We start from the raw sequence: 15,165 nt of genomic DNA, 5'->3' as shown, positions 1-15,165 counted from the left end.
TCCGCGTGCCTATAGTCCAGACATCGCCTACAACCAGTACGGACCCATGATCAAAGAACAGCTGTCTCGCTTTAACCGTCTCGACCTGCTCGGCCATCCGACACCACTGGAAAAACTCGACCGCCTCTCCACCTGGCTCGGCCGGGACGTCTATATCAAGCGTGACGACCTGACGCCCCTGGCCATGGGCGGCAACAAACTGCGCAAGCTCGAATACCTGGCCGCCGATGCCATCGCCCAAGGCGCCGATACCCTCATCACCGCCGGGGCGATCCAGTCCAACCATGTACGCCAGACCGCTGCCCTCGCCGCAAAGCTGGGCCTGGGCTGCGTGGCCTTGCTGGAAAACCCCATCGGCACCGAAGACAGCGATTACCTGGGTAACGGCAACCGGCTGCTGCTGGAATTGTTCGACGCCAAGGTCGAGTTGGTGGACAACCTGGACAACGCCGATGAGCAGCTGCAGGCCCTGGCCGGTCGCCTGCGCAGCAACGGGAAAAAACCCTACCTGGTGCCGATTGGAGGTTCGAACGCCTTGGGCGCGCTGGGTTATGTGCGCGCCGGCCTGGAACTGGCCGAGCAGATCAAGGACACCGGGATTGAATTCGCCGCCGTGGTACTGGCCTCGGGCAGTGCCGGCACCCACAGCGGCCTGGCGCTGGCGCTGAGCGAAGCCCTGCCGGCGCTGCCTGTCATCGGCGTCACGGTCTCGCGCAGCGAGGAGGACCAGTTTCCAAAGGTCCAGGGCCTGACCGAGCGCACGGCAGCGTTGCTCGAAGTCGCCCTTCCGGAGGCGTTCAAAGTGAACCTGTGGGACGAATATTTCGCCCCCCGCTACGGCGAACCCAACGCCGGGACACTGGCGGCGGTCAAGCTGCTGGCCAGCCAGGAAGGGCTGCTGCTCGATCCGGTCTACACCGGCAAGGCCATGGCCGGCCTGCTCGACGGCATGGGTCGCGACCGTTTCGACGAAGGTCCGATCATCTTCCTGCACACCGGCGGCGCACCGGCGTTGTTTGCCTACAGCGCGGCGCTCCAGGCTTAGTGGAGACTTCTGTGGGAGCGAGCTTGCTCGCGATAGCGGTATGTCAGCTGCATAAATTTCGGCTGATCCACCGTGATCGCGAGCAAGCTCGCTCCCACAAGCAGTCATTCCAAATAGACATATGCGCTTTGTTTAATATTATTTTCCAATCTATAAAAGCCATCCTATAGTCTCGCCGCAGGCACATTTGCCGCGAGACGCCCAAGCTGCTTTAAGGCAGGATGTGGCAATCTTTTCGGATCGCGGCTACGCCTTATCTCAGCCAAAATAACCTCTTCATAAGAAAACACAGGGGCTTGTCATGAATTTTTCCGCATTACGTCGCAACCTGTTGGTAGGTTCGCTGGGCCTGGCATTGAGCGCCGGGTTGTTGGGGCAAGCAGTTGCCGGTGAGCAGCTGCAGAAAATCAAGGATGCCGGCGAAATCAAGATCGGCCTGGAAGGCACTTATCCACCGTTCAGTTTCGTCGATGACAGCGGCAAACTGACCGGCTTCGAAGTGGAGTTCTCCGAAGCCCTGGCCAAGGAACTGGGGGTGAAGGTCAAGCTGCAGACGACCCCATGGGCCGGCATTCTCGCGGCCCTGGAGTCCAAGCGTCTGGACGCAGTGGTCAACCAGGTGACCATCTCCGAGGAACGCAAGAAAAAGTACGATTTCTCCGAGCCGTACACCGTTTCCGGGATTCAAGCGCTGGTACTGACCAAGAAAGCCGACGAGCTGAACATCAAGAAGGCCGCCGACCTGGATGGTAAAAAAGTCGGCGTGGGCCTGGGCACCAACTACGAACAGTGGGTCAAGGCAGAAGTACCGGGCGCCCAAGTCAAAACCTACGATGACGACCCAACCAAGTTCCAGGACCTGCGCGTCGGTCGTATCGACACCATCCTGATCGACCGCCTGGCCGCACTGGAATACGCCAAGAAAGCCAAGGACACCACCGTCACCAGCGAAGCCTTTTCGCGCCAGGAGTCCGGTATTGCCCTGCGCAAAGGCGAGCCTGAGCTGTTGGCAGCCGTAAACAAGGCCATCGAAAAACTGCGCGCCGACGGTACGCTGAAAAAGCTTTCGGAAAAATACTTCAGCGCTGACGTTACCCAATAATGGAAGCTGCTCTTCAACTCGCACTGGACTCCGCGCCCTTCCTGCTCAAGGGCGCGTATTACACGGTCTTCCTCAGCCTGGGCGGTATGTTTTTCGGCTTGCTGCTGGGGTTCGGCCTGGCGCTGATGCGCCTGTCGCGCTTCAAACTGGTGAACTGGATCGCCCGCATCTACGTGTCGTTCTTTCGCGGCACGCCGTTGCTGGTGCAGCTATTCGTGATCTATTACGGATTGCCGCAACTGGGCATCGAGCTGGATCCGCTACCGGCGGCCCTGATCGGTTTCTCGCTGAACATGGCCGCCTACGCGTGTGAAATCCTGCGGGCCGCCATCAGCTCCATCGAGCGCGGCCAGTGGGAAGCGGCGGCAAGCATCGGCATGACCCGCGCCCAGACCCTGCGCCGAGCCATCCTGCCGCAAGCCGCACGCACGGCCCTGCCACCGTTGGGCAACAGCTTCATTTCCCTGGTCAAGGACACCGCGCTGGCGGCGACTATCCAGGTACCGGAGCTGTTCCGCCAGGCGCAGTTGATCACCGCGCGGACCTTCGAAATCTTCACCATGTACCTTGCCGCCGCGCTGATCTATTGGGTTCTGGCCAGCGTGCTCTCGCACCTGCAGAACGTCCTGGAAGCCCGGGTCAATCGGCATGACCAGGAGTCCTGACCCATGATTGTCGTGGAAAAACTGACAAAGCAGTTCAAGGGCCAGGTGGTGCTCAACGGCATCGACTTGAAGATCGAAGAAGGCGAAGTGGTTGCGATCATCGGCCCCAGCGGCTCGGGCAAGACCACCTTCCTGCGCTGCTTGAACTTCCTCGAAGAGCCTACCAGCGGCCGGATCAAGGTCGGCGACATCGAGATCGATGGCAGTCGCCCGCTGAACCAGCAACAGGGCCTGGTGCGCCGTTTGCGCCAGCAGGTGGGCTTCGTGTTCCAGAACTTCAACCTGTTTCCCCATCGCACCGCATTGGAAAATGTCACTGAAGGCCCGCAGGTGGTGAAGAAAATCCCTCGCGCCGAAGCCGAAGCCCTGGGGCGCAAGCTCTTGGCCAAGGTCGGCTTGGCCGGCAAGGAGGACGCCTACCCACGGCGTCTTTCCGGCGGCCAGCAACAGCGCGTGGCGATTGCCCGGGCGTTGGCGATGGAACCGGCAGTGATCCTGTTTGACGAACCGACTTCGGCCCTCGATCCGGAACTGGTGGGCGAGGTGCTGGCAACCATTCGCGGCTTGGCCGAAGAAAAACGCACCATGGTCATCGTGACCCACGAAATGGGCTTCGCCCGGGACGTGGCCAACCGCGTGGTGTTTTTCGACAAAGGCGTGATCGTCGAACAAGGCGAAGCCAAGGCCTTGTTTGCAGCCCCCAAGGAAGAACGCACGCGACAGTTCCTCAGCAAGTTCCTTTCCGCCGGGCACGGCGCCCAGTAAGTTATTCTTAGCATTATCACTTCCAGGGAAGGAAGTGAGACCGCTGCAAAAGAAACAACTCGCACTGTTTTCATGTGCGGGATATACAACTTCTCGTAACACTCCCCGTCACCCAAGTGTCTTTCCACTTCAGTCTCCAGTGCCCTTGCGCATCCATTTTTTTGAAAACTGGCAAGCCTAGGAAAAAGGCGGGCGGCGCCGCGTATTATTAACTTTGCCGCGTAGGATATTTCTGAAGCCTTTCACAATTAATTATTAAGCAAGTTCCTCTATTGACACTGAAACTACTGAGACCTTATCTAGTGAGCAATAGGCGACGCACATTATTTTAGTTCTGCGCAGTGACTAAACGTAGCCAGCCTCTATGACTGCACAAATAAATATGTCGCGATTATCAAGCGCCTTTGATCAAACGGACTTCGTTTTCAAGCATCAAGGAGAACACCATGACATGTAAGTCGAAGAGTCCTGAACTGGCCGCCCCCACCCTGGCCAATGCCCACCCTACCGGCATCAATATCGCCAACGCCGCTCACCTGGAGGTTGCCATTGCGCCCTACCCTGGTATGGACGCAGGTGACCTGATCGAACTGTTCTGGGACAACTGCTACGTCGGCTCGCGCCTGTTGTCGCAGGCCGATGTGCAAGACAGCGTCACCCTGCGGGTCCCGGAGAGTTTTATCGTCGATGGAGCGTCGCGCATTCACTATCGGGTGATGCAGGTCGGGCGTGGGCCGGCGCTATCCGCCAAGCAACGGGTACATGCGAAGCTCGATTGCCCCGGCGGACAGCCGTCGGCCCTGAGCGGCGATGAAAACCAGGGCCTGGCGCCAGTGCGCATTCCCGGCACTATCCGACGCCAAGGGGTGAACCCCAACCAGATCAAGCGCGGCGTACCGCTGACCATCGAGCCCTACCTGAACATGGCCGCCGGCGATGCCGTGACCCTGCGCTGGGGCGATGTGCGCATGGACCTGCCTGCCGTCACCGCCAGCGAGGTCGGCCAGCCAATCAATATCTGGGTCCCGCCGCAGATCATCCTGGAGGCAGGAGAAGACCTGCGCCTGGAAGTGACCTACTGCATCCTCGACCGTGTGGGCAACAACTCCCACTGGGCACCGCCACGGACATTGAAGATCGGTTGCGCCAATCCGTACCTGAAAAAACCGCCGAAAGAAGCCCTCATGGCGGCCGAACCGCACCGCAAAAGGCCTTGATACGAGAGACACTTTTGCGAGGGACGCTTTTGTGGGCGAGGGAGCTTGCTCCCGCTTGGGCTGTGGGAGCAAAGCTTGCTCGCGAAACAGGCGCCTCGATTCTGCAAGACCGCATCGCGTCCATCGCGGGCAAGCCTTGCTCCCACATAGCGGGAGCAAGCTCCCTCACCACAAAAGCCGCTTCGCCCCAAGTGAGCGTACAGCCGCCCATCTAAATCCAACCTATACATATTCCTAAAAGTTAGTTCAAAAATAATTTATACACGCTTAGGGTATATGAACCGGACCACCGGACATTCTTGATTTTTGCTCGCCGCATTCATCGCGGCGTTTCTTGAGATGTGAGGTGGGTATGGAACGGAACACAATCACCCCAGGGCAATACGCCAGGGCACTGCCAGCAGCCACGGAGTGGCTGTAATGTCGGATCTGGCGCAAGCAAAAGTCCAGAGCGACCTGGACATCGCACCGCTGTTGTTGCCCGCACAGGTGTTGCGCAACGATGCCGAGACCATCAAAGCTGCCCATGAACTGGCGCAGGTCGCCCGTCAGCAGGCCGCGCGTCGTGACCAGCAACGCAAACTGCCCTGGGCAGAAATCGAGCTATTCACCCGCAGCGGATTGGGCAGCATCGCCATCCCCCGGGCATACGGCGGCCCGCAGGTTTCGTTCGTCACACTGGCCGACGTCTTCGCGATCATCTCCGCCGCTGATCCCGCCCTCGGGCAGATCCCGCAAAACCAGTTCGGCGTGCTCCAACTGATTCTCGGCACCGGCACCGAACGGCAGAAAAAAATCCTCTTGCAGAGCGTGCTCGAAGGTTGGCGCATCGGCAACGCCGGGCCGGAACGCGGTACTCGCAATACCCTTGAGCTCAAGGCTCGGATCACCGCCGACGGTGACGGATTTGTCATCAATGGCCAGAAGTTCTATTCCACCGGCGCGCTGTTTGCCCATTGGGTCGCGGTCAAGGCGCTGAATGACGAGGGCCGGCAGGTGCTGGCGTTCGTGCGGCGCGGCACCCCGGGCCTGCGGATCGTCGACGACTGGTCGGGGTTCGGCCAGCGCACCACCGCCAGCGGCACCGTGCTGCTGAACAATGTGCGGGTGGATACCGAGTTGGTCCTGGATAACTGGCGCATCAACGAAACACCCGGTGTGCAAGGCGCGATTTCCCAACTGATCCAGGCCGCCATCGATGCGGGTATCGCCCGTGGCGCCATTGACGACGCCATCGCCTTCGTCCGTGAACGAGCCCGGCCCTGGGTCGACGCCAAGGTCGAGCGAGCCAGTGACGACCTCTACGTGATCGCCGACATTGGCAAACTGAAAATCGAACTGCACGCCGCCGAAGCCTTGCTGCGCAAGGCCGGACAGGTGCTGGATCAGGTCAGTGCCGCCCCCATCACGGCGCAATCGGCCGCCCGCGCCTCGATTGCCGTGGCCGAGGCCAAAGTGCTCACCACCGAGATCGCCCTGCAAGCCAGCGAAAAACTCTTCGAGCTGGCCGGCAGCCGCGCCACCCTCGCCGAATTCAACCTCGATCGCCACTGGCGCAACGCACGGGTCCACACCCTGCACGACCCGGTGCGCTGGAAGTATCACGCGGTAGGCGCCTACCACCTGAACGGCACCTTGCCGGCCCGCCATTCCTGGATCTGACGACCCGACCTCTGGAGCAGTACATGACGTTTTCTCAACACGTCGCGGTGATCACCAGCGATGAACAAGCCCTGATCGTGGCCAGCGACCTGGCCGATGACTTCAAGCGCGACAGCGCCCTGCGCGACCGCGAGCGCCGCCTGCCGTACCCGGAACTGGAGGCTTTCTCCCGCTCGGGCCTGTGGGGCATCAGCGTGCCCAAGGCCTATGGCGGCGCCGGTGTTTCCAACGTCACCCTGGCCAAAGTCATCGCGCTGATTTCTCAGGCCGACGGCTCGCTGGGGCAAATTCCGCAAAATCATTTCTATGCCCTGGAAGTGCTGCGGGTAAACGGCACTGAAGCGCAAAGACAACGCTTGTACGCCGAAGTACTCGCCGGCCAGCGCTTTGGTAATGCCCTGGCCGAACTTGGCACCAAGACTGCCCATGACCGCATCACCCAACTGCGCCGCGACGGCGAGGGCTATCGCATCAACGGTCGCAAGTTCTACGCCACGGGCGCGATCTACGCCCAGCGCATCCCCACATCGGTGGTGGACGAAAACGGCGTGCAACAACTGGCGTTCGTCCCTCGCAGCAGCCAAGGCCTGACGGTGATCGACGACTGGAGCGGTTTTGGCCAGCGCACCACGGGCAGTGGTTCGGTGGTGTTCGAAGACGTGTATGTCGCCGCCGCCGACATCGTGCCCTTCCAGAGCGCCTTCGAACGCCCCACACCGGTAGGGCCGCTGGCGCAGATTCTTCACGCCGCCATCGACACCGGCATCGCCCGCGCCGCCTACGAAGACGCCCTGCATTTTGTCCGCAATAAAACCCGCCCCTGGATCGACGCCACCAGCGACGTCGCCACAGAAGACCCGCACACCCTCAAGAGTTTCGGCCAACTAAGCATCCGCCTGCACGCCGCCGAAGCCCTCTTGGAGCGCGCTGGTGAGTTTCTCGACCGAGCACAGGCCGACACCCGGGCCGACACAGTCGCCGCTGCCTCGATTGCCGTGGCCGAGGCCCGCGCCATCAGCACCGAGATTTCCCTGGCCGCCGGCAGCACGCTGTTCGAGTTGGCCGGCAGCCAGGCGACCCTGGCCGAACATGGCCTCGACCGCCACTGGCGCAACGCCCGGGTGCACACCCTGCATGACCCGGTGCGCTGGAAATACCACGCGGTGGGCAACTTCTACCTCAACGATGAAAAACCGCCGCTGCGGGGGACCATCTGATGGCGGCCGGCAAGAAAAAGATCCTGCTCAACGCGTTCAACATGAACTGCATCGGGCACATCAATCACGGCCTGTGGACCCATCCCCAGGACACGTCGACCCAGTTCAATACGATCGAATACTGGACCGCCCTGGCGCAATTGCTCGAGCGCGGATTGTTCGACGGGTTGTTCATCGCCGACATCGTCGGGGTCTATGACGTGTACCAACAGTCGGTGGACGTCACGCTCAAGGAGTCGATCCAGCTGCCGGTCAACGACCCGTTGCTGCTGGTGTCCGCGATGGCCGCCGTGACGAAAAACCTCGGTTTCGGTCTCACCGCCAACCTGACCTACGAACCGCCCTACCTGTTCGCCCGACGCATGAGCACCCTCGACCACCTGAGTCGCGGCCGAGTCGGCTGGAACATCGTCACCGGCTACCTGGACAGCGCCGCCAAGGCCATGGGCCTGACCGCGCAAGTCGAGCATGACCGCCGCTACGACCAGGCCGACGAATACCTGCAAGTGCTCTACAAACTGTGGGAGGGCAGTTGGGAAAACGACGCGGTGCTCAATGACCGCGTGCAGCGGATCTATGCCCGGCCGGAAAAAGTGCACAAGGTCCGGCACCAGGGCGAGTTCTACCAGGTCGAGGGCTATCACCTGTGCGAACCCTCGCCCCAGCGCACACCGGTGCTGTTCCAGGCCGGCAGTTCCGAGCGCGGCCTGCTGTTCGCCGGTCGGCATGCCGAGTGCGTGTTCATCAGCGGCCAGAGTAAACCGGCGACCAAGGCCCAGGTGGACAAGGTCCGCGCCAGCGCCGTAGAGGCCGGGCGCAACCCCGGGGACATCAAGGTGTTCATGGGCCTGAACGTGATCGTCGGCGAGACCGAAGCGGCCGCCTGGGCCAAGCATGCCGAGTACCTGAGCTACGCCAGCGCCGAGGCTGGCGTGGCGCATTTTTCCGCATCGACGGGGATCGATTTTTCCCAGTACGAACTGGACGAACCGATCCAGTACGTCAAGAGCAACGCCATCCAGTCCGCCACCAAGACCTTGCAGAACAACGACTGGACCCGGCGCAAATTGCTCGAGCAACACGCCCTGGGCGGTCGCTACATCACGGTGGTCGGTTCGCCCGAACAAGTGGCCGACGAGTTGGAGTCCTGGATCGCCGAAACCGGCCTCGATGGCTTCAACCTGACCCGCATCGTCACGCCGCAAAGCTACGTGGACTTCATCGATCTGGTGGTCCCCGAGTTGCAGCGACGCGGCTCATACAAGACCGAATACGACAACGGCACCCTGCGCGAAAAACTGTTTCACGCACAGGCCCATCTCCCCAAGCAACACACCGGTTCGACTTACCGGCACTGACGTGGGAGCAAGGCACTGTGGGAGCAAAGCTTGCTCGCGATGCAGACACCTCGCTTTTTGAGAGACCGCATCAACTTCATCGCGGGCAAGCCTTGCTCCCACATAGCTCTGTTCGCCAAAAAATATGCACCTCCTCCTAAATGACTGGAATAACTGACATGACCAAGCACTTCCTGACCCTGCCAGTCAAAACCCTGGCCCTGGCCCTCGGCCTGTTCAGCTCGGCGCTGTTTGCCGCCGATGCGCCGTTGAAAATCGGCACCACCGCCGCGTTCGCCATTCCCCTGGAAGCGGCCGTCGAAGAAGCCGGCAAGCAAGGCTTGAAGGTCGAGCTGGTGGAGTTCAGCGATTGGATCGCGCCCAACGTCAGCCTGGCCTCTGGCGATATCGACGTGAATTACTTCCAGCACATCCCGTTCCTGGAAAATGCCAAGGCCGCAGCCGGGTTCGACCTGGTGCCCTTTGCGCCGGGGATCATCAACAACGTCGGCCTCTATTCGAAAAAATACAAAAGCTTCGACGAACTGCCAGAAGGTGCCAGCGTCGCCATTGCCAACGACCCGATCAACAGCGGTCGCGGCCTGCAACTGTTGGCCAAGGCCGGACTGATCAGCCTCAAGCCGGGCGTCGGCTACAAGGCCACCGAAGACGACATCGTCGCCAACCCGAAGAAGCTCAAGATCCTGCAGGTCGAAGCCGTGCAGTTGGTGCGCGCTTATGAAGACGCCGACCTGGTGCAGGGTTATCCCGCCTACATCCGCCTGGCCAAGACCTTCGACGCCAGCTCCGCCTTGCTGTTCGACGGCCTCGATCACAAGGAATACGTGATTCAGTTCGTGATCCAGCCCAAGAGCAAAAACGATCCACGGCTGATCAAGTTCGTCGACATCTACCAACACTCGCCAGCCGTGCGCGCCGCCCTGGACAAGGCCCACGGCAAGCTCTACCAAGCCGGTTGGGAAGGCTGACATGAACGCCGTCAACGCTCGACTCCGACACGAAGCCCCCACGCCCCAGAGCGCCGAACACACCGAACTGCATCCGGAGCTCAACCGTGCCCATGTGCGCTTCATCGGCCTGGGCAAGACCTATAACGGTGCCCAGGGTCCGGTGGCCGCCTTGCAAGGCATCGACCTGGCGATCCAGCGCGGCGAGGTGTTCGGCATCATCGGCCGCAGCGGCGCCGGCAAGTCGTCGCTGATCCGCACCATCAACCGCCTCGAACAACCCACCAGTGGCCGGGTGTTGATCGATCAGATAGACATCGGCGAGTTCGATGAAGACCGCCTGGTGGAACTGCGTCGGCGCATCGGCATGATCTTCCAGCACTTCAACCTGATGTCGGCCAAGACCGTGTGGCAGAACGTTGAGCTGCCGCTGAAAGTCGCCGGCGTGCCCAAGGAGCAACGCCAGCGCAAAGTTCGCGAGCTGCTGGAACTGGTCGGCCTGCAAGGCAAGCACAAGGCCTATCCGGCGCAACTTTCGGGCGGGCAGAAACAGCGGGTGGGGATTGCCCGGGCGCTGGTGCATGACCCGCAGATTTTGTTATGCGATGAAGCCACCTCGGCCCTGGACCCGGAGACCACACAATCGATCCTCGGCCTGCTGCGCGAAATCAACCAGCGGTTGGGCCTGACCATCGTGTTGATCACCCATGAAATGGCGGTGATTCGCGAAGTCTGCGACCGGGTCGTGGTGCTTGAGCAAGGGCGGATCGTCGAGCAGGGGCCGGTCTGGGAAGTGTTTGGCAACCCGCAACACGAGGTCAGTCGAACACTGCTGGCACCGTTGCAACACGCGATACCGGAAGAACTGCAAAACCGCTTGCAGACGCAGCCGGCATCGGCGGATGCCGCCATTGTGCTGCGCCTGCAATTCACCGGCATAGATCGTGAAGAGCCGGATCTCGCCGCTTTGTTCAGCGCCCTCGGTGGACGGGTGCGACTGCTGCACGGCGGCATCGAGCGAATTCAGGGCCACGGGCTGGGGCAATTGCTACTGGCCGTGAGCGGTTCGTCGTGGGGCGCCGAGGAACTGCGGCAACGGGCGGGCAATTGGGCGCAACGGGTAGAGGTGCTGGGTTATGTGGTTTGATCGGCTGTTGCAGGGTTTCATCGACACGTTCCTGATGGTCGGCGTGTCGTCGCTGATCGCGTTGTTGGCGGGCATCCCGCTGGCGGTGATCCTGGTGACCAGCGGCAAGGGCGGGATCTATGAAGCGCCGGTCTTGAACCGAGCCCTGGGCGCGTTCGTGAACCTGTTCCGCTCGATACCGTTCCTGATTCTGATGGTGGCGTTGATCCCGTTCACCCGGCTGATCGTCGGTACCACCTATGGCGTGTGGGCAGCGGTAGTACCGCTGACCATCGCCGCCACACCGTTCTTTGCCCGCATCGCCGAAGTCAGCCTGCGGGAGGTTGACCATGGTCTGATCGAAGCGGCCCAGGCCATGGGTTGCCGACGCTGGCACATTGTCTGGCATGTATTGCTGCCCGAAGCGCTGCCGGGCATCGTCGGCGGTTTTACCATCACCTTGGTGACCATGATCAACTCTTCGGCCATGGCCGGAGCGATCGGTGCCGGCGGCCTGGGCGACATCGCCTACCGGTACGGCTACCAGCGATTCGACAGCCAGATCATGCTCACGGTGATCGTGTTGCTGGTGGCGCTGGTGGCAGTGATCCAGTTGGGTGGCGACCGCCTGGCACGCGGCTTGAACAAGCGCTGACCGGGGGGAGCAGTTGACCTGTGGGAGCAAAGCTTGCTCCCACAGGCAGACCAGCGGGCTTGCGGTATAGTCACCTGACGCTCCTCACTCAAGCCCCAATCATGAAACACACCACCGAAGACCTGCACGCCATCACCGCCACGACCCTGGGCCATTACAACGCCGTGGCAGAAAGCTTTCGCGAAGGCACCCGCGATCACGATGTCAGCCAGAACATCGACGCCTTGCTGCGCCATATCCAGGGCGAGGCACCGCTGCACATCCTGGATTTGGGCTGCGGCCCGGGGCGCGACCTGCGCACATTCACGGCCATGGGTCATGTCGCGGTCGGCCTCGACGGTTCAGAAAAGTTTGCCCGGATGGCGCGCCAGGACAGCGGCTGTGAAGTGTGGCAACAGGACTTCCTGGAACTCGACCTGCCGGCCGAGCGCTTTGACGGGATTTTCGCCAACGCGGTGCTGTTTCATGTGCCCGTCCAGGAACTGCCTCGAGTGCTCAAGCAACTGCACGCCACGCTCAAGCCCGGCGGCGCGCTGTTCAGCTCAAACCCGCGAGGCGAAAACCAGGAGGGCTGGAACGGCCAGCGCTTCGGCGCCTACCACGACCTCGCGGCCTGGCGCACGTTGCTTGGCGACGCAGGCTTCGTGGAACTGGAGCATTACTACCGACCGGCTGGGCTGCCGCGGGAGCAACAGCCTTGGTTGGCGAGTGTCTGGCGTAAACCTGCTTAACATTTGAAGACGCCATCGCGAGCTTGCTCGCGATGGCGGTGTATTGGCCAATGAAGCGCCATGGCCTCATCGCCTGAAAGGCTTCACTCCTGCTTACCCAACCACTTCTGCGACAACTTCTCCAACCGCCCGTCATCCTTGATACGCGCCAGGGCGTTGTCCAGGCTGGCCTTGAACGCCGGGTTGCCCTTCTGGAACGGAATCACCAGGCTCGGCGCCGGCTCGCTCTTTTTTTCTGGCTGGAATGACTGCGCCATGACCAACGGGCGTGGCGTCTCATCCTTGCTCGCCAGCAGTTGTGCATCCGGATGGCTGTAAACGGCGCTGGTGTCGAAACGTTCCGCCAGTTCCGGGGTCATTGCTATGTGGTTGATGGCGACGTCGTACTTGCCGCTCTCCACCCCGCTCATCAGGTCGCCGGCATCGGTGACCACGAAGTCGGGGCGTACATCGAGCTCACTGGCAAGCATTTCGCCCAGTTCCACTTCGAAACCAGTGAGTTTGCCGTCTTCCTTGAAGTTGAAGGGCGCGGTGTTGGCCTCGAGGGCAATGCGCAGTTCGCCACGGTCATTGATGTCATCGATCAGTTCGGCATGAGCCAGGGGACTCAAAAGGGGTAGCAGGCAAATCAGGCCAGGCAGAAAGCGCATGGTCACTCCTTTGTATTTATACAAGCGACGCTCGTTTCAGGCTCGCTTTGCTATGGTTGTTGCAGGCTTCGACAACGATTGGTCATGAAGTTGTCATGGCCAGGCGGATTTCATGGAAAAACTGGAGAAAAAAATGAAAAGCTTTATGTCTCGTGCCGCGTTGACCGGCCTGTTACTGGGCGCTTCGATGCTGGCAACCGCCGCGACCCCGGCGCCCAAAGGTGCAGAAGTGTTCATCGTTTCCCCGGCAGACGGCGCCACCGTCGCCCAGGAATTCACGGTCAAGTTCGGCGTCAAGGATATCTCCCTGGCTCCGGCCGGCGATATGACCAAAAACACCGGGCACCACCATTTGCTGATCGATGTCGACAAACTGCCTGCCGCCGGCGCGCCGATTCCAAACGACGCCAACCACATGCACTTCGGCAAGGCACAAACCCAGGCCACCATCAAACTGACCCCGGGCAAGCACACCTTGCAATTGATCCTGGGCGACACCGGCCATATGCCGTTCGATCCGTCGATCGTGTCCGAGAAAATCACTGTCAACGTGAAATAACACGCACCGGCTGACGCAACACAAACACCTGTGGGTTTCATGTTGCCCCCGGTGTCAGGCAATAAAAAACGGGAGCCCTTTCGGGGCTCCCGTTTTTAATTGCAAGCCAGGCCTGCTTAGAACAACACGCGGCAACGAATGGTGCCGTTGATGTGCTGCAGCTTCTCTTGCGCCAGATCCGAGTATTCGGCGTCGACGTCGATCACGACGTAGCCGACTTTCTCGTTGGTCTGCAGGAACTGACCGGAAATGTTGATGCCGTTTTCGGCGAAGACCTTGTTGATCTCGCTCATCACACCCGGGATGTTTTCGTGGATGTGCAGCAAACGGTGCTTGCCAGGGTGTGCCGGCAGAGCCACTTCCGGGAAGTTCACGGACGATACCGAGGTACCGTTGTCGCTGTACTTGACCAGTTTTTCCGCCACTTCCAGGCCGATGTTGGCCTGGGCTTCAGCGGTGGAACCGCCGATGTGCGGAGTCAGGATCACGTTGTCCAGGCCACGCAGCGGGCTTTCGAAGATGTCGTCGTTGGAGCGTGGCTCCACCGGGAACACGTCGATGGCGGCGCCGATCAGGTGCTTGTCCTTGATCGCGTCGGCCAGGGCGTCGAGCTTGACCACGGTGCCACGCGCGGCGTTGATCAGGATCCCGCCCTTCTTGATGGCACGGATTTCCTTCTCGCCGATCATCCACTGGGTGGCAGCGGTTTCCGGGACGTGCAGGGTCACGATGTCGGACATGCCCAGCAACTCGTGCAGATTGTTGACCTGGGTAGCGTTGCCCAGCGGCAGCTTGGTCACGGTGTCGTAGAAGAACACCTGCATGCCAAGGCCTTCAGCCAATACCGACAACTGGGTGCCGATCGAGCCGTAGCCAACGATACCCAGCTTCTTGCCGCGGATTTCGAAGGAGTTGGCCGCGCTCTTGATCCAGCCACCACGGTGGCAGGAAGCGTTCTTCTCAGGGATGCCGCGCAGCAGCAGGATCGCTTCGGCCAGCACCAGTTCGGCAACGGAACGGGTGTTGGAGTACGGCGCGTTGAACACCGCGATACCGCGCTCGCGCGCCGCATTGAGGTCAACCTGGTTGGTGCCGATGCAGAAGCAGCCGACCGCCACCAGTTTCTTGGCGTGGTCGAAGATCTCTTCGGTCAATTGGGTACGGGAGCGAATGCCGATGAAGTGAGCATCGGCGATCTTTTCCTTGAGCTGGGCTTCCGGCAGAGAACTGGTGATGTACTCGATGCTGGTGTAGCCCGCCGACTTGAGGACGTCGACAGCCGATTGGTGGACGCCTTCGAGAAGAAGGAACTTGATCTTGCTCTTATCGAGAGAAGTCTTGCTCATCTGCGTAAACCTGTGTCCCGGAGAAAAATGGCAGGGAATCGGACAGCGCATGCTGGCCCGACCGGCGTGACAGCCGTCGCCGCAGAACAGCCGTTGGGCACTACGCTGCGGGGTCGGTAT

General features: G+C 60.9%; 15 protein-coding genes. 13 read left to right on the top strand and 2 right to left on the bottom strand.

Annotated elements, in window-relative coordinates; genetic code table 11:
• Positions 1–46 precede the first annotated feature (46 nt).
• The 12 genes from KI235_RS01470 (at position 47) to KI235_RS01415 (ending at position 12,490) form a co-directional block, all read left to right on the top strand.
• Positions 47–1,045 carry a D-cysteine desulfhydrase gene (locus tag KI235_RS01470; protein ID WP_212795847.1) on the top strand — a complete coding sequence of 333 codons (999 nt, stop codon included), beginning with the start codon at positions 47–49 and terminating at the stop codon, positions 1,043–1,045.
• Positions 1,046–1,346: 301 nt separating this feature from the next.
• The gene (gene tcyJ / locus KI235_RS01465) at positions 1,347–2,147 is read left to right on the top strand and encodes a cystine ABC transporter substrate-binding protein (RefSeq protein WP_003196665.1); all 801 of its coding nucleotides are present in this window, start codon (positions 1,347–1,349) and stop codon (positions 2,145–2,147) included.
• Positions 2,147–2,812, top strand: coding sequence for a cystine ABC transporter permease (gene tcyL / locus KI235_RS01460; protein ID WP_003196663.1), 666 nt, complete (start codon positions 2,147–2,149; stop codon positions 2,810–2,812). The genes tcyJ and tcyL overlap by 1 nt, the downstream gene beginning before the upstream one ends.
• Before the next feature lie 3 nt (positions 2,813–2,815).
• Positions 2,816–3,577, top strand: coding sequence for an L-cystine ABC transporter ATP-binding protein TcyN (gene tcyN / locus KI235_RS01455; protein WP_003196662.1), 762 nt, complete (start codon positions 2,816–2,818; stop codon positions 3,575–3,577).
• Positions 3,578–4,023: 446 nt separating this feature from the next.
• Complete coding sequence (locus KI235_RS01450) at positions 4,024–4,794, top strand: hypothetical protein (protein ID WP_003196659.1); 771 nt, start codon at positions 4,024–4,026, stop codon at positions 4,792–4,794.
• A 420-nt stretch (positions 4,795–5,214) separates the two neighbouring features.
• Positions 5,215–6,456, top strand: coding sequence for an SfnB family sulfur acquisition oxidoreductase (locus KI235_RS01445; RefSeq protein WP_013692038.1), 1,242 nt, complete (start codon positions 5,215–5,217; stop codon positions 6,454–6,456).
• Between the two features lie 23 nt (positions 6,457–6,479).
• Positions 6,480–7,673: an SfnB family sulfur acquisition oxidoreductase gene (locus tag KI235_RS01440; protein ID WP_003196655.1), complete on the top strand. Its 1,194-nt coding sequence runs from the start codon at positions 6,480–6,482 to the stop codon at positions 7,671–7,673.
• Positions 7,673–9,031, top strand: a complete 1,359-nt coding sequence (locus KI235_RS01435; RefSeq protein ID WP_003196654.1) for an LLM class flavin-dependent oxidoreductase — start codon at positions 7,673–7,675, stop codon at positions 9,029–9,031. Before KI235_RS01440 ends, KI235_RS01435 begins: the two co-directional genes overlap by 1 nt.
• 158 nt (positions 9,032–9,189) lie before the next feature.
• Positions 9,190–9,999: a MetQ/NlpA family ABC transporter substrate-binding protein gene (locus KI235_RS01430; RefSeq protein ID WP_003196652.1), complete on the top strand. Its 810-nt coding sequence runs from the start codon at positions 9,190–9,192 to the stop codon at positions 9,997–9,999.
• Position 10,000: 1 nt separating this feature from the next.
• A complete protein-coding gene (locus KI235_RS01425) occupies positions 10,001–11,125 on the top strand; it encodes an ATP-binding cassette domain-containing protein (protein ID WP_013692036.1) in 1,125 nt (374 codons plus the stop codon).
• Positions 11,115–11,759 (top strand): methionine ABC transporter permease, encoded by a 645-nt coding sequence (locus KI235_RS01420; RefSeq protein ID WP_003196648.1) that lies wholly within the window; start codon positions 11,115–11,117, stop codon positions 11,757–11,759. The genes KI235_RS01425 and KI235_RS01420 overlap by 11 nt, the downstream gene beginning before the upstream one ends.
• A gap of 101 nt (positions 11,760–11,860) precedes the next feature.
• Positions 11,861–12,490 (top strand): class I SAM-dependent methyltransferase, encoded by a 630-nt coding sequence (locus KI235_RS01415; RefSeq protein WP_003196646.1) that lies wholly within the window; start codon positions 11,861–11,863, stop codon positions 12,488–12,490.
• Between the two features lie 83 nt (positions 12,491–12,573).
• On the opposite strand, the gene KI235_RS01410 is transcribed toward KI235_RS01415, so the two are convergent.
• Positions 12,574–13,140 (bottom strand): transporter substrate-binding domain-containing protein, encoded by a 567-nt coding sequence (locus tag KI235_RS01410; RefSeq protein ID WP_003196644.1) that lies wholly within the window; start codon positions 13,138–13,140, stop codon positions 12,574–12,576.
• Positions 13,141–13,273: 133 nt separating this feature from the next.
• On the opposite strand from KI235_RS01410, the gene KI235_RS01405 reads away from it, so the two are divergent.
• A complete protein-coding gene (locus tag KI235_RS01405; RefSeq protein ID WP_003196642.1) occupies positions 13,274–13,699 on the top strand; it encodes a DUF4399 domain-containing protein in 426 nt (141 codons plus the stop codon).
• Between the two features lie 116 nt (positions 13,700–13,815).
• On the opposite strand, the gene serA is transcribed toward KI235_RS01405, so the two are convergent.
• Positions 13,816–15,045, bottom strand: a complete 1,230-nt coding sequence (serA, locus tag KI235_RS01400) for a phosphoglycerate dehydrogenase (RefSeq protein ID WP_003186856.1) — start codon at positions 15,043–15,045, stop codon at positions 13,816–13,818.
• Positions 15,046–15,165 lie beyond the last annotated feature (120 nt).

It is taken from the genome of Pseudomonas sp. St386 (genome assembly GCF_018325865.1).
In the GTDB taxonomy this organism is placed as follows: domain Bacteria; phylum Pseudomonadota; class Gammaproteobacteria; order Pseudomonadales; family Pseudomonadaceae; genus Aquipseudomonas; species Aquipseudomonas brassicacearum.
This window is presented reverse-complemented; position numbering and strand designations above follow the sequence as displayed.

Excerpts from the sequence above, each read along its gene's own strand:
- KI235_RS01470 (WP_212795847.1), top strand. The coding sequence starts at position 47 with ATGATCAAAGAACAGCTGTCTCGCTTTAACCGTCTCGACCTGCTCGGC.
- tcyJ (WP_003196665.1), top strand. The coding sequence starts at position 1,347 with ATGAATTTTTCCGCATTACGTCGCAACCTGTTGGTAGGTTCGCTGGGC.
- tcyL (WP_003196663.1), top strand. The coding sequence starts at position 2,147 with ATGGAAGCTGCTCTTCAACTCGCACTGGACTCCGCGCCCTTCCTGCTC.
- tcyN (WP_003196662.1), top strand. The coding sequence starts at position 2,816 with ATGATTGTCGTGGAAAAACTGACAAAGCAGTTCAAGGGCCAGGTGGTG.
- KI235_RS01450 (WP_003196659.1), top strand. The coding sequence starts at position 4,024 with ATGACATGTAAGTCGAAGAGTCCTGAACTGGCCGCCCCCACCCTGGCC.
- KI235_RS01445 (WP_013692038.1), top strand. The coding sequence starts at position 5,215 with ATGTCGGATCTGGCGCAAGCAAAAGTCCAGAGCGACCTGGACATCGCA.
- KI235_RS01440 (WP_003196655.1), top strand. The coding sequence starts at position 6,480 with ATGACGTTTTCTCAACACGTCGCGGTGATCACCAGCGATGAACAAGCC.
- KI235_RS01435 (WP_003196654.1), top strand. The coding sequence starts at position 7,673 with ATGGCGGCCGGCAAGAAAAAGATCCTGCTCAACGCGTTCAACATGAAC.
- KI235_RS01430 (WP_003196652.1), top strand. The coding sequence starts at position 9,190 with ATGACCAAGCACTTCCTGACCCTGCCAGTCAAAACCCTGGCCCTGGCC.
- KI235_RS01425 (WP_013692036.1), top strand. The coding sequence starts at position 10,001 with ATGAACGCCGTCAACGCTCGACTCCGACACGAAGCCCCCACGCCCCAG.
- KI235_RS01420 (WP_003196648.1), top strand. The coding sequence starts at position 11,115 with ATGTGGTTTGATCGGCTGTTGCAGGGTTTCATCGACACGTTCCTGATG.
- KI235_RS01415 (WP_003196646.1), top strand. The coding sequence starts at position 11,861 with ATGAAACACACCACCGAAGACCTGCACGCCATCACCGCCACGACCCTG.
- KI235_RS01410 (WP_003196644.1), bottom strand. The coding sequence starts at position 13,140 with ATGCGCTTTCTGCCTGGCCTGATTTGCCTGCTACCCCTTTTGAGTCCC.
- KI235_RS01405 (WP_003196642.1), top strand. The coding sequence starts at position 13,274 with ATGAAAAGCTTTATGTCTCGTGCCGCGTTGACCGGCCTGTTACTGGGC.
- serA (WP_003186856.1), bottom strand. The coding sequence starts at position 15,045 with ATGAGCAAGACTTCTCTCGATAAGAGCAAGATCAAGTTCCTTCTTCTC.